Below are 1139 nucleotides of genomic sequence, written 5' to 3' on the forward strand. Positions count from 1 at the left end.
AAACGCGGACGGTAAAGGCGCGCAAACGATAAAACGATTTTTCATGCGAAGGCTCGACGGCGATCATCCATGCGGTCCCCTTTCTCCTGTCTGTTCAAAACTGAATCAAATTCGACTGCAGCCTCTCCGTACGATCGGTCACACGCCGCTGAAGCCCTTTACTGGTAAGACGTTTGCGAAGCTGGCACGGCTCTCGCTAATGTATGACAAAGCACAAACGACAGCCGCCAACGTATTCGAACAGACGGCAATAACGGTGCTACGGGGCTGGTCGCAAAAAGTTTCGATGAACGCCACACAGATGCGCTCACGAATTCCGATGCGGACCAGAAAATACAGCGCAAAGCGCACAGACCAGGCGAATAAAAATCATGTTGACTCTTCAATCCGATCTGCACGGCAATCATTTGTTGGGCGCACTTCCGGCGCATGAATGGCAAGCCATCGCGCCTCATCTCGAACTCGTTCAGTTGCGCACCGAGCAGTTGCTGTGCGACTCGGGACAACGCATTCATCACGTGTATTTCCCGACGACCGCCATCATCACGCTGCTGCACACGATGGAAGACGGCGGTTCGGTTGAAGTGGCGGCGGTGGGTCGCGAAGGGATGACGGGCGTGCCCGTGCTGACTGGCGGCGACACGATGCCCACTCGCGTGCAGGTGCAGGGCGCGGGCTTCGCGTATCGGATGAGCGCGAGTGCGTTGCGCGAACATTTCGGTCGCTCGGATTTTCTGCGTCGACTGATGCTTCTGTATATGCAAGCGCTTCTCACGCAAGTCGCGCAAACGGCCGCGTGCAATCGTCATCATTCGCTGAGCAAGCAGTTGTGCCGCTGGCTGCTGATCCAGGCGGACCGCTCGTCGTCGGACCAGATGCGCGTGACGCAGCAGATGATCGCAGACATGCTGGGCGTGCGTCGCGAAGGCGTGACGGAAGCGGCCGGCAAGCTGCATGACGCAGGCTTGATCCATCACAGCCGCGGTTGCATCAAGGTGCTCGATCGCGCCGGGCTCGAAGCGCGCGCGTGTGAATGCTACGGCATCGTCAAGCGCGAGTTTGACCGGATGCTGCCGAGCGCTCGTCAAACGGCGGTCGCTGCGTAGTTGCAAAACCCATACGCGTGTCAGACCGTCAGC

At 58.6% G+C, this 1139-nt stretch carries 2 protein-coding genes; both read left to right on the plus strand.

The features are described 5' to 3' along the window. A partial coding sequence (locus AWB67_RS42850; protein WP_235025619.1) for a hypothetical protein occupies positions 1-433 on the plus strand: 433 nt, incomplete at its 5' end. Next, positions 372-1106, plus strand: a complete 735-nt coding sequence (locus AWB67_RS38290) for a Crp/Fnr family transcriptional regulator (RefSeq protein ID WP_087660900.1) — start codon at positions 372-374, stop codon at positions 1104-1106. The genes AWB67_RS42850 and AWB67_RS38290, both read left to right, overlap by 62 nt. Positions 1107-1139 lie beyond the last annotated feature (33 nt).

Origin of the sequence: Caballeronia terrestris (assembly GCF_001544515.1) — a bacterium.
GTDB classification, from domain to species: Bacteria; Pseudomonadota; Gammaproteobacteria; order Burkholderiales; family Burkholderiaceae; genus Caballeronia; species Caballeronia terrestris.